Below are 16,425 nucleotides of genomic sequence, written 5' to 3'. Positions count from 1 at the left end.
AAAACGCCACCTATCCAGGTGGCTTTTTTTATTCAGCTTGAGAAGCGAGGGAGGTCGCTCCAGGGGTGAGCGGCGCATCGCCAATGTCGACGCGCTGCGCCATGGGCGCCTCTCCCAGCAATGCAGCCACCATGGCTTGCAGCGGAAGCACGTCGCCGGTGCTCATGAAGCGCGGCGATGCAGCTTGGCCCGATGCGTGCAATCCCGCCGCCGTCAAGGTGCGGCCCAGATGGCGCGCGACGGCGTGACCGGTGTCGATCAACGTCAGGCGATCGCCCGCGATCTCGCGGATGGCGTCTTCCAGGAACGGGTAGTGCGTGCAGCCTAGCACCAGTGTGTCCGCGCCCGCGTCGAGCATCGGTTGCAGATACGCTTGCAGCAATTCCAGCACCGCGGGCGAGTGGGTATCGCCGCGTTCGATCAGGGGCACGAGGCCGTAGCCGGGCTGGCTCAGCACCTTGCAATCGCCGGAGGCAGCCGCCAGCAGGCGCGCGAATTTCTCGCTGCGCAGGGTGCTTTCGGTCGCGAGCACGCCGACCACACGGCTCTTCGACGTGGCAACCGCTGGCTTCAATCCCGGCTCGACGCCAATCACCGGCACCGCGAGTTTTTCGCGCAGCACGTGCACGGCCTGCGCTGTGGCGGTGTTGCAGGCGATCACCAAAGCCTTGCAGCCTTGATCGACGAGCCATTCGCACACACGCAGCGTGCGATCGGCGATGTATTGGGGGGATTTTTCCCCGTACGGGGCATGGCGGGAATCCGCCAGGTAGAGAAGCGATTCGGCCGGCAGTTCGGCGCGAATCGCGCGCAGGACGGAGAGTCCTCCGAGGCCGGAATCAAAGACTCCGACCGGGGCCTGCGCGCGTGTCGTCATATTGGATATGAGTGAACGAATCAGCCTGCTGCGACCGGAATCTTGCCGATCTTCGCCTGCCATTCCGCTGGGCCGGTCTTGTGGACCGACGTGCCCGAGCTGTCAACCGCGACGGTGACCGGCATGTCCTTCACATCGAATTCGTAGATGGCTTCCATGCCCAGATCTTCGAACGCCAGCACCTTCGAACCGCGGATGGCCTTCGACACCAGGTACGCCGCGCCGCCCACGGCCATCAGGTAAGCCGACTTGTGCTTCTTGATGGATTCGATGGCGACCGGACCGCGCTCGGCCTTGCCCACCATGGCGATCAGGCCGGTCTGGGCGAGCATCGTCTCGGTGAACTTGTCCATGCGCGTGGCCGTGGTCGGGCCTGCCGGGCCAACGACTTCATCGCGCACCGGGTCGACCGGGCCGACGTAATAGATCACGCGGTTGGTGAAATCGATCGGCAGCTTCTCGCCCTTGGCCAGCATGTCGGCGATGCGCTTGTGTGCGGCGTCGCGGCCGGTCAGCATCTTGCCGTTGAGCAGCAGCGTCTGGCCCGGCTTCCACGAGGCGACTTCTTCCGGCGTCAGCGCGTTCAGGTCGACGCGCTTGGACGTTTCCGTGTTCGGTGCCCACTCGACCTTCGGCCATTGCGACAGGTCCGGCGCTTCCAGCTTGGCCACGCCGCTGCCGTCCAGCGTGAAGTGCGCGTGGCGCGTGGCGGCGCAGTTCGGGATCATGGCGACCGGCAGGTTGGCTGCGTGGGTCGGGTAGTCCAGGATCTTCACGTCCAGCACGGTGGCCAGGCCGCCCAGGCCTTGCGCGCCAATGCCCAGCGCGTTGACCTTCTCGTACAGCTCGATGCGCAGTTCTTCTGCGCGGTTGCTCGGGCCGCGGGCGATCAGGTCTTGAATGTCGATCGGCTCCATCAGGGCTTCCTTGGCCAGCAGCATGGCCTTTTCAGCCGTGCCGCCAATGCCGATGCCCAGCATGCCCGGCGGGCACCAGCCGGCGCCCATGGTCGGCACGGTCTTGAGCACCCAGTCGACGATCGAGTCCGACGGGTTCAGCATCACGAACTTCGACTTGGCTTCGGAGCCGCCGCCCTTGGCCGCGACGATCACGTCCACCGTGTCGCCCGGCACGATCGACATGTTGATCACGGCCGGGGTGTTGTCCTTCGTGTTGGTGCGCTTGCCGGCCGGATCCGCCAGCACGCTGGCGCGCAGCTTGTTGTCGACGTCGTTGTACGCGCGGCGCACGCCTTCGTTGACCATGTCTTCGAGGCTCATCGTGGCGCCGTCCCAGCGCACGTTCATGCCGACCTTCAGGAACACGGTCACGATGCCGGTGTCCTGGCAGATCGGGCGCTTGCCTTCGGCGCACATGCGGCTGTTGGTCAGGATTTGCGCGATGGCATCCTTGGCCGCCGGGCTCTGCTCCTGCTCATAGGCGCGGCCCAGAGCAGTGATGTAGTCCATCGGGTGGTAATAGCTGATGTACTGCAGCGCGTCGGCGACGCTCTGGATGAGGTCTTCTTGACGAATGACGGTCATGGTGGGGGACCAACGTATAGGAATGAAAAGCCGGTGCGGCAGGGCAGTGGTCGGTGACTTTCACTCCCTGCCTGTGACCTGACGGCGGGCGCCGCAGGCTCAGAACAGCCTGAGATCATACACCCAATGTCGGGCGCGGATTGTCCGAGCGCATTCGTCGGAATCGCCGCGCCAACAGGGGCGCAGCGTCAATGTGCGCCGGCAGCCTCGTCTGCCGACTAAGCGTGGATTGGCGGAGGGGTTCCCGGCAGTTTGCTTCCCGCTACTCGGAGGTGATGACCGCCTCCACAGGGCGGCGTGGTGAGAACGCCAGCTCAGGGCCGTAGCCGAACCGCATCACGAGATCGGCGCGCTTGCCGGCGGCCCCGACAACCCCCGCCAAGTCCGGGCGCAACTGGGCAATTTCGACGGGCTGGTTGATGAAGGCACAGCGCAGTCCGAGGCGGGTCGCGGCCAGGGCGAAGCGTTGGCAGGCGCGGCCGGCGGCGATCCAATGCGCCTTGTCTTCGTGACTGCCGATAAAGACGGCGATACCGCTTGAGCTGTCGATTTGGCGTCGATATTTCCGGTTTTCGGAGTTGGCTGTGAAGGCGAGGTTGATAGCGCGGCGGCCCACCGCATCCGGCAGAACGGGGTTGTTGCTCGTCGCCGCGAAGAGGCCGTCTCCTGATGCCATCGCGGCTTTCGGATTGAAGCGCAACCAATGTTTCAACTCCCTGATGAAGGCCGGGTCAGCCATCTGCGCCTCGTTGCCAGCGATGACGAGATCGCGAATCTTGCTGATGCGGGGCCGATCCGTTACGAGGATGACATCCACGCCTGGGATGGCGGCAGCCCGTGCCAGCGTTTGCAGATCGGCGGCCGGAACAGGGCGCCCGTCAAATTCGGCACGCGTGGATTGCCGCCGGGGAATGGCCCCAAACAAAGGGTCCGGGCGGGGCGCGCCGTTCGAGAAGGCATAGGTGACGATGCCGCGGTCGTCGATCCGGAGCTCTCCCGGGCGTCCTGTTGCCTGCGCGGCGATCCGCAACGTCTCGGCAGCGCAGCCAAGGCTGACGAAGAGGTGATGGTTATCTGGATCGACGGCCGGTGTTGCCCGTGCCAGGTCAGGATGGATGGCGATCGCACTGTCGCCGATGACGAAGTGCCAGGGCTGGGTGTTGTGACTGTTCGGAGCAAGCGTCGCAAACCGGACGAGCTCGCGCAGCGGCGGGGCTGGCGGAAGATCGGCCCGCAAGGCTGCGGCATAGCGGGCGTATTCATCCATCGAGCCGGTCGAGGCGCGCCAGCCCCAACTGCTTGCGCCGCCAAGTGCCAGCAAGCCGATCGTTCCCGCCATGAAGCCGCGTCTGTCCATGCCGCCTCCTTTGCCTGCACGCTATCCCTCGCAGCGCCGGGGGCGGTTGACGCCGATCAAGCCGAAATGCGCTTGCGCAGGTGCGTCAATGTGCGTCGGCAGCCTCGCCGTGCGGATGCGCGTGCGAAACGATGCGGTCCACCCAGGCCATCACCAGCGCAGACACCAGGAACGCCACGTGGATGACCACCTGCCACAGGATCGTGTGCGTGTCTTTCTGGGCCGCGTCGATGAACGTCTTGAGCAGGTGGATGGACGAGATGCTGATCAGCGCCATCGACAGCTTCACCTTCAGCACGCCCGCGTTGACGTGGTCCAGCCATTCGGGCTCGTCTTCATGACCCTCGATACCGAGCTTGGACACGAAGATGTCGTACCCGCCGATGATCACCATGATCAGCAGGTTGGAGATCATCACCACGTCGATCAGGCCCAGTACGGCCAGCATGATCTTGGTTTCGTCCAGGTCGCCCAGGTGTGAAACCAGGTGCCACACCTCGACGACGAAGAGGTACACGTACGCTGCCTGGGCGATGATCAGGCCCAGGTAAAGCGGCAATTGGAGCCAGCGGGAAAAGAAGATCAGGCGCGGAATCGGGCGCAGCGGAGCGATGGGCGACTTCATGGGCAGGACGGGCGAGTGGTCTAAAAACCGCGAGATTGTAACGTTCGGTGACTGCAAAATCGCTTACAGGAACACGCTTGCGAGTGCTTCATTCCCGGTCCAGCGACGGGTCCAGCGGGTCGAGCGGATCGGCCACGCGGCCGCGCTGTCGCCCTTGCTGTACCCGCTGGCGTGGCCGCGCCGGCCAGCTCGCCACGAGAATCCCCGCCACCACGCATGCCAGCGCGATGCCGTGCGGCCAGCCCGGCGTTTCGCCCAGCGCGACGATGCCGTAGGTGGCCGCCGCAATCGGCAGCACCGACGTGAACACGCCGGCAAGGTGAGCGGGCACATGCCGAATGCCCTTCATCCACAGCCAGAACGAGAAGATGCTGGCCGATAGTGCATACCAAAGCACCAGCCCCCAGATGGGCAACGGCACGCCGGAGAGATCGAAGGTGAGCAGCGGCATCAGCCCCAGCGGCAGCATCAGCAGGCCGCCGATCAGGTGCGTGTAGGCGCAGATCTCGATGGCGGGCAACGTTTGCGTCAACCGCCGCGACAGGATCACGTAGATCGATTCGCAGAGCACCGCGCCCATTACCAGCGCATTGCCCAGCAGAGCCTGCGCCGCATCGGCAGGGGAAGCGCCCGAAGATTCGCCGCCGCGGTAGGCGTTGAGAATCGCGACGCCGGCCACCGCCAGCACCACCGACGCCAGCGTCCGCCCCGAAGGCTTTTCGCGCAGCACCAGCCACGACAGCAGCGCCACCGCGGCCGGAATCGTGCTGGTGATGATGCCTGCGGCCAGCGCCGAGGTCAGCCGCACACCGTTCAGCATCAGCAGCGTGAAACCGAACGTACCGAAGAAGGCCTGGAGGAACAGGTTCGTCCACTCGCCGCGGGTGACGCGGCGCATCCGCGATGGCTTGTACCACGGTGCCATGAAGACGATGGCAATCAGAAAGCGCAGCAACGCGAACAGCATCACCGGCATGACGGCAACAATCGATTTACCGAAGCCGACGTTGCTGCCGACCAATGCCATGGCAGCAATCAGGAAAAGGGCGTGGATGGGCACGATGAGGAATCAGTGGAACCGGCACGGGATGCGGCTCTCTGGCCGGCTATGTTGCGCTGCGATGCGTGCCGTAACGTGAAGTGACGCATTATAGTAATGCCCTTCACGTCGGCTTGCGCCGCAGAAATGCGTAAGGCTGGAGTCAGGTCAGCCCCTTAGATTCGCCGCAAAACGACTACAGACATCGCTATCAGGAGACACCATGGCTGGCATTGAATCTGTCCTGCAGGAAACGCGCGTTTTCAACCCGCCCGAATCCTTTGTCAAACAGGCAAACATCGCCGGCATGGATGCATACCGTGCCCTGTGCGCCGAAGCCGAACACGATTACGAAGGCTTCTGGGCGCGCCTCGCCCACGAGCACCTGCTGTGGCACAAGCCGTTCAGCAAGGTGCTCGACGAATCCAACGCACCGTTCTACAAGTGGTTTGAAGACGGCGAACTCAACGCCTCGTACAACTGCCTCGAGCGCAACCTTGAGAACGGCAACGCCGACAAGGTCGCCATCATTTTCGAAACCGATGACGGCAAGGTATCGCGCGTCACTTACCGCGAATTGCATGCACGCGTCTGCCGCTTCGCCAACGGCCTGAAGGCCCTGGGCATCAAGAAGGGCGACCGCGTGGTGATTTACATGCCGATGTCCATCGAAGGCATCGTGGCCATGCAGGCGTGCGCGCGCATCGGTGCAACGCACTCGGTGGTGTTCGGCGGGTTCTCGGCCAAGTCGCTGCAGGAGCGCATCGTCGACGTGGGCGCCGTGGCGCTCATCACGGCAGACGAGCAAATGCGCGGCGGCAAGGCGCTGCCGCTCAAGGCCATCGCCGATGAGGCGCTCGCCATGGAAGGCACGGAAGCCGTCAAGCACGTGATCGTCTATCGCCGCACCAATGGCAACGTGAACTGGGTGGAAGGCCGCGACCGCGCGATGGACGAGGTCGAAGCCGGCCAGCCGGACACCTGCGAAGTCACGCCGGTGGGCGCGGAGCACCCGCTGTTCATCCTCTACACCTCGGGTTCGACGGGCAAGCCGAAGGGTGTGCAGCACAGCACGGGCGGCTACCTGCTGTGGGCGCTGCTCACCATGCAGTGGACGTTCGACCTGAAACCGGACGACATTTTCTGGTGCACCGCCGACATCGGCTGGGTGACCGGTCACAGCTACATCGCGTACGGCCCGCTCGCGGCCGGCGCCACGCAGGTCGTGTTCGAAGGTGTGCCGACGTATCCGAATGCCGGCCGCTTCTGGGACATGATCCAGCGTCACAAGGTCAACACGTTCTACACCGCGCCGACGGCGATCCGCTCGCTGATCAAGGCCGCCGAAGCGGACGAGAAGGTCCACCCGAAGCAGTACGACCTCTCCAGCCTGCGCCTGCTTGGCACCGTGGGCGAGCCGATCAACCCGGAAGCCTGGATGTGGTACCACACGAACATCGGCGGCGGCCGTTGCCCGATCGTGGATACGTTCTGGCAGACCGAAACCGGCGGCCACATGATGACGCCGCTGCCGGGCGCCACGCCGCTGGTGCCGGGTTCGTGCACGCTGCCGCTGCCGGGCATCATGGCCGCCGTTGTCGATGAAACCGGGCACGACGTGCCGAACGGGCAGGGCGGCATCCTCGTCGTCAAGCGTCCGTGGCCCTCGATGATCCGCACGATCTGGGGCGACCCGGAGCGCTTCAAGAAGAGCTACTTCCCGGAAGAGCTGGGCGGCAAGCTGTACCTGGCGGGCGATGGTTCGATCCGCGACAAGGACACCGGCTACTTCACCATCATGGGCCGGATTGACGACGTGCTGAACGTCTCGGGCCACCGCATGGGCACGATGGAAATCGAATCGGCGCTGGTGGCGAACCCGATCGTGGCCGAGGCCGCCGTGGTGGGCCGCCCCGACGACATGACCGGCGAAGCGATCTGCGCGTTCGTGGTGCTCAAGCGTTCGCGCCCCGATGGCGACGAAGCCAAGCAGATCGCCAACGAGCTGCGCAACTGGGTGGGCAAGGAGATCGGGCCGATTGCCAAGCCGAAGGACATCCGCTTTGGCGACAACCTCCCCAAGACGCGCTCGGGCAAGATCATGCGCCGCCTGTTGCGCTCGCTGGCCAAGGGCGAGGACATCACGCAAGACACCTCCACGCTGGAGAACCCGGCCATCCTCGATCAACTGAAGGAAACCCGCTAACCGCCAGCGCTGGTCGCCAATCTTGGCCACCGACTCGAACCAAGACAGCCGCTTCCGCAAGCGGCTGTTTCTCTATTACGGGCTCTATACCGCAGGGCTGGTGCTCTTCATCGTGATGATGGGCGCGATCGAGCGTGTGCGCGGGCCGGGGGTGTGGCTCGGCTACGTGTTCCTGTTTGTCACCATCGCCATCTATGCGTGCATTGGGCTGATCTGCCGCACGGCCGATCTGACCGAGTATTACGTGGCGGGGCGACGCGTGCCGGCCTTCTTCAATGGCATGGCGACCGCGGCCGACTGGATGAGCGCCGCCTCGTTCATCGGCCTGGCAGGCATCGTGTTCGCTTCGGGCTACGAAGGCTTGGCCTATGTGATGGGCTGGACGGGCGGCTACTGCCTTGTCGCTTTCCTGCTGGCGCCTTACCTGCGCAAGTTCGGTGGTTACACGGTGCCGGATTTCCTGGCCAATCGCTACGGCAACGGAGAGCGCGGCGGCAGCTCGGTCGTGCGCGGCATCGCGGTGCTGGGCGCGACGCTGTGTTCGTTTGTCTACCTCGTCGCGCAGATCCAGGGTGTGGGGCTGGTCGTCACGCGCTTTATCGGCGTCGAGTTTTCGGTGGGCGTGTTTTTCGGGCTGGCGGGCATTCTGGTGTGCTCGTTCCTGGGCGGCATGCGGGCGGTGACGTGGACCCAGGTGGCGCAGTACATCATCATGATCGTGTCGTTCCTGGGCGTCGTGGGGATCATCGGCTGGCATCGGTATCACGATCCGGTGCCGCAGTTGTCGACGGGCCGCCTGCTGGTGCAGATCGAGAAAGAGGAGCGGCGCATCGCGCACGACCCTGCCGAGCAGCACGTGCGTGACCATTTCCTGAACGAAGCGCAGGCGCTGCAGGAACGTATCTCGCAGTTGCCGCAGTCGTTCGACCATGCGCGCGAAGCGCTGAATGCGCAGCTCAAACTTGCACGCGAACGCAATGCGCCGCTGCGTGAAATCAAAGCGCTGGAGCGCGAGCGCGAAGAGTTTCCCCCCGATGCGGCCACCGCGTCGATCCTCTGGAACCAGCAACGAGAAGATGCACTGGCGCGCAGCCGCATGGCGCCGCCATCCACCGAGCCGTTTCCCTCTGCATCAGAAAACGAGCGCGGCACCGAGCGGCTGAACTTCGTGCTGCTGGTGTTCTGCCTGATGGTGGGCACGGCCAGCCTGCCGCACATCCTCACGCGCTTTCACACCACGCCGTCGGTGCGAGAGACACGCAACTCGGTGAGTTGGACGCTCGTCTTCGTGGCGCTGCTGTATGTGTCGGCGCCCGCGCTGGCGGCGCTCGTCAAGCTCGATCTGCTGCAGCACCTTGTGGGTGCGCCGTTTGCCGACCTGCCGCAGTGGATCGTGCCATGGCGCAAGGTCGATCCGCCCGTGTTTGCGCTGCATGACATCAACGGTGACGGCATCGTGCAGTGGGCCGAGGTGATGATGCAGCCCGACATGATCGTGCTGGCTGCGCCTGAGATTGCCGGGCTGCCCTACGTGCTGTCCGGGTTGATTGCGGCGGGTGCGTTGGCCGCGGCGCTGTCGACGGCCGATGGCCTGCTGCTGACCATTGCCAACGCGCTGTCGCACGACGTGTACTTTCACATGATCGACAACACGGCCAGCCACCAGCGGCGTGTCACGAGCGCCAAGGTGGTGCTGCTCGGCGTGGCGTTGCTGGCCGCCTATGTGACGTCATTGAAGCCGGGCAACATCCTCTTCCTGGTCGGCGCGGCCTTCTCATTGGCGGCGTCGTGCTTCTTTCCGGTACTGGTGCTGGGCGTGTTCTGGAAGCGCACCAACCGTGCCGGCGCCATCGCCGGCATGCTGACGGGTCTTGCCGTGAGCGTGTACTACATCATCGCCAACTACCCGTTCTTCACGCGCATGACCGGCGTGCTTGGCCAGCCGTGGTTTGGCGTCGACCCGATTGCCTCGGGCGCGTTCGGCGTGCCGGCCGGGTTTGTGGCGGCGATTGTCGTGAGCCTGCTGACCAAGCCGAACCGGCCGGTGGTCGACAAACTCGTCGGCTACATTCGCGATCCGCTGTAAAAAAGCCGGCTCCCGACGAGCCGGCAAAGGGCAGGGCCGAAGTGTGGGCCTCCGGCCCCGGGCTGGTCTCTCCCGCCAGCCACATCGGGAGTGGGGCAGCGCGGCGAAGTGGCGCGCGTTCAGTCCGGTAACGGATTGATCTGCGGCTTATCGTTCGAGAGCGTCTGGATGGCCCGCTCGAGCGGCGCGGCACTGACGCTGACTTCACCCGCAAAGGGCCGGTCCACGGCCAGCACAAAAAAGAACGCCAGGCCCAGCGTGGTGGCCCACACCGCCACCAGCGCCATGTGAAAGCGCGTGGCCGGCAGCGCATAGAGCAGCAATAGCGACAGGCCGCTGGCGATCAGCATCACGCCCCACAGCGTGGCGGGCATCGCGGCTTCAAGGTTCTGCAATCGTTTCTCCCGGTGCTTCACCATCTCGTTGACGCGGGCGAGCACCTCGATCAGCAGCACGCGTTCGCGGTCGTCGCGCGGTGTGATGCGGTTGGCCGTGGAAAACATGCTGGTGAACGCCGCCTCCGTGCCGGCATCCGGGCGCGCTTGCTGCTGCATGCTCGGCCATTCATCGTGGACGACGTGGCCCAGATACGCGATCAGCTCGCGGCGCGCACTTGTGGCGCTCGGGTGGGAAAACGCCGAGAGATCGCGCGCGAGTTCCGTGGCGCACGCCGCTTCCGCGGCCACGATGTCGGCGGCCGCCTGATACGCGCCCCATACCGAGATGGCCGAAAACGCCACCAGCAACGAGTTGATGGTGGTGACGGCCGTCATCATGGCGATGGTCATGTTGCGCTGTTCGGCGTCGAGCGTGACCGGGAAACAGCGGCGGAACAGCCCGTAGCCGCCCAATGCCACGAATAGCGTGGCGAAGACGATGATCGCGCCCATCGCCCATGCGGGGATGTTGTAGAGGAACAGCATGCGGTCACTCCTTGGACTTGGATGACTGGGTCGAGAGAGGCGAGGGGACGCCCGCCGCCGGGTCGGTGGCGCAGAGCATGGCGCGCGTGAAATCGGTCAAACGTTGGCGCATCGCCCCCGGCGAGGCGGTGCCGTCGAGCGACTGCTGCAGATCGATCAGGTTGGCGGCGAGTTCGCTTTGCCACTGCGTGCGCTCACTGGCGGCGCGGGCGCGGTAGGCCTGGATGGCGGCGTCCGCATCGGCAGAGCGGTCGCCGCGTACGAGTGTTTCGAGCGCATCCACCAGCCGTTGCAGCAGCCGGTGCACCGCCGTGGCAGAGAAGCCGCCGAGCATCGCGAGCGCCGGCTTGCCGAAGTTGTGCATGCTGCCGTGGTCGAACAACTGTGCCGGCAGCATCTCTACGAGGATCAACCCGGCAATCACGCCGAGGATCAACCGCGCGCCGTAAGAGGCGTCGTACTTCGGGTCGTACGTGGACGCGGCCACATAGCGATGTGCCTGAAACAGCGCGGCAAACGAGGCCCCAAGGCCGGCGCAGAACAGCAGGAACAACGTGTTCCAAAGAAGGGGCGCGCCGTCCGAATCGAGGAAGCCGCGGTCGATGTTCGCGCTCGACACGTCAGGCGACATGCCGGTGCCAATCACCGCGACCAGAAAGACGATCGCGGCGCCGGTCAGCAGCCGGATCAACGGCACAGGACCGAGCCACGCGAATGAGTGGTCGGAGCGATGCTGTGCGTCGAGCAGCGTCACCGCTTGCGGCGTGGCCGGTGCGATCGTCGCTGCAAGCTTGCGGTGAATGGTCGCCAGTGCGTGGTGGGGCGTGGCATGCGGGGGCATCTGACCGTCGAGCAGTGCGCCAAGCTGCGCGATGAGTTCGGGCGCGACCGGGAGGCCGTGGTGCAGGGCATAGCGGGCCATGGCCGCGCACTCGTCACGCAGCTGATCCGCGAGGGGCGGGGTTGCATGCGGAGGAGGCACCGCGCCCGGCCGCAACCAATGCATGAGGGCGAGCGGAATCACGCCCGCCTCCGGTCGTTGCGTTGCATGGGGGGCAGGACGGCGCGGAACATGCTGCACCGCAAGTCTGAGATCTTCGCTTGCATGGTGGCCTTCGTCGGCTGGGTGGGCCGTGCGCGGCCCCGGCTTGCTCCGTTGTCGATGCTGAACGGCGCAAGCTCACTTTGCGTCGCGCGTGCAGGTCCGCCAATGCAGCGGAAGTCACGAACGACGGCCTAACGAAAGACACAGGACACCAAGAGAAAACGCCCGCGGCCTTTCGGCGGCGGGCGCAATGACAGCTCGGAGATGACGGCTACTGCGGTGACAGTGCGATCAGGCGTGTTGGGCGTGCGGATCCACGCGGAAGAACGACATCGCAGCGTTCAGTTCCTGCCCCTGGTCCTGCAGCGATTGCGATGCCGCTGCGGCTTCTTCCACCAGCGCCGCATTGCGCTGCGTGACTTCATCCATTTGCGAGATCGCCTGGTTGACCTGTTCGATGCCGCGCTTCTGCTCGACCGATGCAGCGGCAATCTCCTCCATGATGTGCGTGACGCGGGCCACGGCTTGCGTGACCTCTGTCATGGTCTCGCCGGCCTCGCCCGCCAGCGTGGAGCCGTCGTGAATGCGTTCCACCGACGAGGCGATCAGTTCCTTGATTTCCTTGGCTGCCGTTGACGAACGCTGCGCCAGGCTGCGCACTTCGCTGGCGACGACCGCAAAGCCGCGGCCTTGCTCGCCTGCGCGTGCGGCTTCCACGGCGGCGTTCAATGCGAGGATGTTGGTCTGGAACGCAATGCCTTCGATGATGCCCGTGATGTCGGCAATCTTGCTCGAACGGTCGCTGATGTCCTGCATGGTCGACACGACCTGGCTGACGACGGTGCTGCCCTTGAGCGCCACGTCCGACGCAGTGGAGGCGAGCGCAGTGGCGTGCTGCGCATTCTCGGCGTTCTGCTTCACGGTGGACGTCAGCTCTTCCATGCTGGCGGCCGTTTCCTGCAGCGACGATGCCTGGGCTTCCGTGCGCTGGCTCAGGTCGGCATTGCCGGCGGCAATCTGTTTGGCCGCGCCCGCAACGCTGGTGCTGCTGTCGCGGACCTTGTCGACGATCTCGGTCAGGCGGCCGTTCATGTCCCGCAGTGCGGAGAGCAGGTGGCTCGCCTCATCTCTGCCTTGCACCTCGATGCGGCTGCTCAGGTCTCCGCGTGCAACCGTGCGGGCAACGTCCACCGCGGTGCGGATCGGCTGTGTGATCGAACGCGTGATGATGATGCCGGCGATCACCGCCAGCAGCGCCGCGCCGATCGACAGGCCGGCGAGCAGATTGCGCTGCGTGACGTACTGCGTGTCGTACGCCTGCACGAGCTGCTCCTGGCGCTCATGCGTATACGCGGCATACGCGTCGGTGGACTTGATGAGCGCGGCGAGCAGCGGGCGGCACTCGTTGTCCATCTTCTGGATGGCCTCGTCGCGTTTGCCGGCCAGTGCGAGGCCAACGATGTCGGTCGCCACGGGGCCGTACTGCGCTTCCACGCGGTTGATGTCTCCCACCAGCGCACGCGCGCGGTCGCTGGCGTCCTTGGCGCCCGCAATCATGTCGTTGAGCTGCTTGAGCTTGTTCTTCACATCGTCGTGCGCACGAAAGACATCGGCCTTCTCGAGTTCCAGGTCTTTTTGCGTGACCACGAGCACCAGGTTGCGTGCGGCAATGGCGCGCCGATCCACCGCCGTGCGCACGTCGTTGGCGACGTCTGCGCGGGCGCTGATGCCGCGCACGTAGTTCGAGAATCCTTCGGTCGATTCGGACAACGCCCGCAACGACATGCTTGAAACCACGACAACAATGGCTGCCAGCACGCCGAAGCCCGTCGTGAGCTTGGCTTTGATCGTCATCTGGGAAAGGTTCACTGCGTCCTCCGGCTTGCTGAATGAACTGAGTTGTGGTCGTGCACCGGGGCGGCTTTGAGAAGACGGTCGACGACCATGTTGGTTATGTGCAAGGTGCTGGCGTACCCGAGAAAGGAGCCGGGTTATGTCACGGCGTGATCGATCTGTCTTCGTTGGATTTTCGGGCCTTCACGGGGTTATCGGCATTGAAAAGAAAATCCTGAATAACATTTCCCCTGAGCGTTTTCACTTAATGCAAATTGGGGGGCTGTCTTACCCGTGGAACCTTATCTGGCAAGGCTTGGGCGACCATCATTTCGAATCGTGTGATCGGTTATGCAGACGAGGCTCCGCCAACGTTTTCGTGCCGTATTTAGGATCCCTGAAGTCAGGTATCGATATTTTCACTACAGTATTTGCAGTGCGTAGTTTTACGTATGCATTCGCCGGCTACACATTTAGGTGGTGCCCGGTGTCTAAAGAAAACGGCCCGCTGATGCGGGCCGTGTCATTGCGAGCAGCGGGGTATTGCTACAGCGCCGCCGCAGGCACCACCGGCAGGACCACCTTGGACGGATGAGCCGCATCGCTATAGATCGTCAGCACACCGACGAGCGAGTTGAGCAGCGTGGGCAGCGGCGGCACGCCTTGCGGCAGGTTGCTTGCGCCCACGGCCACCCGCAGCTTATGGCCCTGGGCGATAAGCGCACTCGTCGGGAACACCTCGACAGGCACCATCACGGCTTGGCCGGGCATGAGCTGCTGGGCGGAGGCGGGGGTGAACGGATGCCATGGCTGGATCATCCGGCCGTTCATCGTGCGCGAGCGGCTGGCGTCCACTGCGCGCAACGAAGCTGTCTGCAGGCCATCCGTGAGTGGCGTGACGTTGCCTGCGGCGTCCACATCGTCGATACGTACCGAGACGCCGGCGTCCAGCGCGGTGGTCGAGATCCACACATCGGCTTCGATCGGCCCGTTGAGATAGACATCGGCCGGCATGGGCGGCGTTTCGAACTTCACGTCGGCGGCTTCGGCAAGCGTGTCGTCCGTCTGGCACGGCAGCGGGATGAAGCCTGTCAGACCGGCGGTCCACTGTGACAGGCTGATCGAGCACGCCCCGTTCAGCGGCTGCTGCGCGACCTTGTTCGACGCTTCGTTGGCGGCCGGTGCGGTGGCCGACAGGCTCTTGTCGCCGCGCAGGAAGAGCTGCTGCGCCTGCACCTGCGGATGCGGCCAGTCCGTGGCGGTGGCGTAGTGGCCGAGGCCGGTCACGTACTGCGTGACGTTGGGCAGTGCATCGGCACCCACCTTCATGCCTTTGACGTACTGGTCGAACCATTGCAACTGAATGTGGTTCAGCGGCGGCACGCCATCGACGGGCAAGCCGCTGCCCAACGCCGCCTGCAGATGCGTCCACGGGCCGATCAGCAACTTGGCCGGCGCCTGCGTCTTGATGCTCTCGTATGTGAGCGGCTCGCTGCGCTGGAAAAGATCATGCAGGCCGCCCACCACGAAGGTCGGCACCTTGATCTTGCCGTCGTTCTCCAACGGCGAGCGCGTCGCCCAGAATGCGCCGTCATACGCCGTGGCTGTGCTGCCCAGCAACGCTTGCAACATGGTCGGCAACTGGAATGTCGTAACCGCAGACACCAGATGCTGCAGCACGGCCGGCAGGCCGATCGTCGGGTCTGTCACCAGCGTGGGATCAGTCAGGCTCAGCACCGACACCAGCCCGAACCACGCCGGGATGAAGGTCAGATTGGTCTGCCCGCCCGTGAAGACGATGTCGCGGTAGCCGTCGCCGATCGGCACGATGGGGAAGGCCGCCTTGACTGCCGGATGGTTCTGCGCCGCAGTGATGACCGTCGTGATGCCGAGGTACGACACGCCGTACAGGCCGATGGCACCGTTGCTCCACGATTGCTGCGTCACCCAGTCGACCACGTGGCCGTAGTCGCTTTGCTCATTGGCGCCAAAGGCGTCCCATGTGCCTTGCGACTGGCCGGTGCCGCGCACATCGACCACCACCGTCGCGTAGCCGTGCTGGACGATGTACGGATCCGCCGCGCCCAGCGCTGCGCCAATCGATGCTTCGTATTGCGCGTTGCCGCCGTTGTACGAGGTCTGCACGAGCACCGTTGGGAAGGTGCCCGTGGCTGCTTTGCCGGATGCGTCGGCGGGCAGCGTCACGTATGCCGCCAGCTTTGTGCCGTCGGGCATCGTGATGTACTGCGTGGCTTGCTTCGCAACGCCTGCGTAGAGCACGGGCGGATTGTAGTCGGCCCACTTCGCGCCGGCGTTGCTGGTGATGGACGTTCCAGGTTGCGCCGGCGTGGCGCGCGTGCCAAGCGTGGTCCAGTTGACAGCGGCAGGCTGTACCGGCTGCGTGGGCTGTGTTGGTTGCGTGGTGGTGTTTGAATCGGCGGGTGTGCTGTTGGCAACGGTGGAACCGTCACCGCTGCCGCAGCCCGACAGCGAAAGCGCCGCGCACAGCAGCGCAGAGATCAGCATGCGGCCGCGCCGCACACGTGGGTTGCCCATCTGCATGGGGGTCTCCTCTTGAATGCTCTTGTTGTGTTTGTGTGGGGGGATGGCCGGCGCCGAGGGTGGCGGCACGCGGCCGATCGCTCCGGGTGGGGAAGCGAAGCAAGCGAAGAGGCCGGCGCAGAAGAGGGGTGGGTGACACGACCGACCGCGCGCCAGCGGGCTTGGGCGCACGGGTAAAGCACCAAGCATGCCCGTCGACATGTCGCACGTGGGTGGCGTTGTACGGCGGCGTGGCGCCTGTGCTGGGGCCTGGAACCCCACCCGCGTTACGTAACGTTCCGCGTAACGAGTGGCACGATGCAGCTGTTCTCGGATGAGGATTTCGCAC

11 protein-coding genes are annotated in these 16,425 nt (G+C 64.7%); 2 read left to right on the top strand and 9 right to left on the bottom strand.

Going from position 1 to position 16,425, the window contains the following annotated elements; all coding sequences use genetic code 11:
- Positions 1–28: 28 nt before the first annotated feature.
- From murI to R2669_RS06715, 5 genes are all read right to left on the bottom strand, one after another.
- The gene (gene murI / locus R2669_RS06735; protein WP_316899966.1) at positions 29–877 is read right to left on the bottom strand and encodes a glutamate racemase; all 849 of its coding nucleotides are present in this window, start codon (positions 875–877) and stop codon (positions 29–31) included.
- Between the two features lie 20 nt (positions 878–897).
- On the bottom strand, positions 898–2,421 hold the full coding sequence (locus R2669_RS06730) for a fumarate hydratase (RefSeq protein WP_027681113.1): 1,524 nt from the start codon (positions 2,419–2,421) through the stop codon (positions 898–900).
- Between the two features lie 262 nt (positions 2,422–2,683).
- Entirely contained in the window at positions 2,684–3,778 is a 1,095-nt protein-coding gene (locus R2669_RS06725) for an Acg family FMN-binding oxidoreductase (RefSeq protein WP_316899332.1), read from the bottom strand.
- Positions 3,779–3,863: 85 nt separating this feature from the next.
- On the bottom strand, positions 3,864–4,403 hold the full coding sequence (locus tag R2669_RS06720) for a TIGR00645 family protein (RefSeq protein ID WP_012436002.1): 540 nt from the start codon (positions 4,401–4,403) through the stop codon (positions 3,864–3,866).
- Between the two features lie 88 nt (positions 4,404–4,491).
- Complete coding sequence (locus R2669_RS06715; protein WP_147213867.1) at positions 4,492–5,463, bottom strand: DMT family transporter; 972 nt, start codon at positions 5,461–5,463, stop codon at positions 4,492–4,494.
- A 202-nt stretch (positions 5,464–5,665) separates the two neighbouring features.
- Here R2669_RS06715 and acs point away from each other — a divergent pair, with 202 nt between their 5' ends.
- A complete protein-coding gene (gene acs / locus R2669_RS06710) occupies positions 5,666–7,648 on the top strand; it encodes an acetate--CoA ligase (RefSeq protein WP_316899330.1) in 1,983 nt (660 codons plus the stop codon).
- 19 nt (positions 7,649–7,667) lie between these two features.
- Entirely contained in the window at positions 7,668–9,734 is a 2,067-nt protein-coding gene (locus R2669_RS06705; protein WP_316899964.1) for a sodium:solute symporter family protein, read from the top strand.
- 119 nt (positions 9,735–9,853) lie between these two features.
- Here R2669_RS06705 and R2669_RS06700 read toward each other — a convergent pair whose 3' ends face one another.
- From R2669_RS06700 to R2669_RS06685, 4 genes are all read right to left on the bottom strand, one after another.
- Positions 9,854–10,657 (bottom strand): bestrophin-like domain, encoded by an 804-nt coding sequence (locus tag R2669_RS06700; protein ID WP_316899328.1) that lies wholly within the window; start codon positions 10,655–10,657, stop codon positions 9,854–9,856.
- Positions 10,658–10,661: 4 nt separating this feature from the next.
- Positions 10,662–11,681, bottom strand: coding sequence for a hypothetical protein (locus R2669_RS06695; protein WP_316899326.1), 1,020 nt, complete (start codon positions 11,679–11,681; stop codon positions 10,662–10,664).
- A gap of 312 nt (positions 11,682–11,993) precedes the next feature.
- Positions 11,994–13,556 carry a methyl-accepting chemotaxis protein gene (locus tag R2669_RS06690; RefSeq protein ID WP_316890100.1) on the bottom strand — a complete coding sequence of 521 codons (1,563 nt, stop codon included), beginning with the start codon at positions 13,554–13,556 and terminating at the stop codon, positions 11,994–11,996.
- 525 nt (positions 13,557–14,081) lie between these two features.
- Entirely contained in the window at positions 14,082–16,097 is a 2,016-nt protein-coding gene (locus R2669_RS06685; protein WP_316899325.1) for a CocE/NonD family hydrolase, read from the bottom strand.
- Positions 16,098–16,425: the final 328 nt, after the last annotated feature.

Source organism: Ralstonia edaphi (assembly GCF_958350185.1).
Taxonomy (GTDB): Bacteria; Pseudomonadota; Gammaproteobacteria; order Burkholderiales; family Burkholderiaceae; genus Ralstonia; species Ralstonia edaphi.
This window is presented reverse-complemented; position numbering and strand designations above follow the sequence as displayed.

Coding starts and splice junctions, on each gene's coding strand:
- R2669_RS06720 (WP_012436002.1), bottom strand. CDS start 4,403: ATGAAGTCGCCCATCGCTCCGCTGCGCCCGATTCCGCGCCTGATCTTC.
- R2669_RS06690 (WP_316890100.1), bottom strand. CDS start 13,556: ATGACGATCAAAGCCAAGCTCACGACGGGCTTCGGCGTGCTGGCAGCC.
- R2669_RS06700 (WP_316899328.1), bottom strand. CDS start 10,657: ATGCTGTTCCTCTACAACATCCCCGCATGGGCGATGGGCGCGATCATC.
- R2669_RS06730 (WP_027681113.1), bottom strand. CDS start 2,421: ATGACCGTCATTCGTCAAGAAGACCTCATCCAGAGCGTCGCCGACGCG.
- R2669_RS06685 (WP_316899325.1), bottom strand. CDS start 16,097: ATGCAGATGGGCAACCCACGTGTGCGGCGCGGCCGCATGCTGATCTCT.
- R2669_RS06725 (WP_316899332.1), bottom strand. CDS start 3,778: ATGGACAGACGCGGCTTCATGGCGGGAACGATCGGCTTGCTGGCACTT.
- murI (WP_316899966.1), bottom strand. CDS start 877: ATGACGACACGCGCGCAGGCCCCGGTCGGAGTCTTTGATTCCGGCCTC.
- acs (WP_316899330.1), top strand. CDS start 5,666: ATGGCTGGCATTGAATCTGTCCTGCAGGAAACGCGCGTTTTCAACCCG.